The sequence below is a fragment of the Candidatus Thiosymbion oneisti genome, from assembly GCF_900092655.1.
GTDB lineage: Bacteria > Pseudomonadota > Gammaproteobacteria > Chromatiales > Chromatiaceae > Thiosymbion > Thiosymbion oneisti.
This window is the reverse complement of record NZ_FLUY01000608.1, coordinates 1-327: the sequence shown is the minus strand read 5'-3', so window position 1 is coordinate 327 and position 327 is coordinate 1. Positions and strand designations below refer to the sequence as shown.

The window sequence follows — 327 nt, the reverse complement described above, 5'->3', positions numbered from 1 at the left end:
CGCCGCGCGCGTTCACCCGGCGAAACTCGGCGATGGTCCGAGAACACGGGACCAGTCCCTCCAGTAACCAGATCAGTCGGGAGCTGTGCACGCGGTTGAGGTACCCGTAGAGCGCGCGCTTAAGCAGCGCGGCTGGATCGAACGCCAGTTGCCCCGGGGCGAGTTCACCGCCGGCATTGGCAAAGCCCAATGCCGGCAGGTCGAGCGTATCGACAGCGGCGTCGATCGCCCGCACCCGATTGGTCTCGCGGACATAAGCTTCGACCCGTGGCGGCAGGAGGGCGGCCTGGCTACGGGCTTGGCCTTGTTTGTAACTCTTGCCATGAA

The 327-nt window shown here is 65.4% G+C and carries 1 protein-coding gene; it reads right to left on the bottom strand.

Annotated features, from left to right (window positions below; genetic code table 11):
- A partial coding sequence (locus BQ17_RS21570; RefSeq protein WP_369406461.1) for a transposase occupies positions 1-327 on the bottom strand: 327 nt, incomplete at both ends.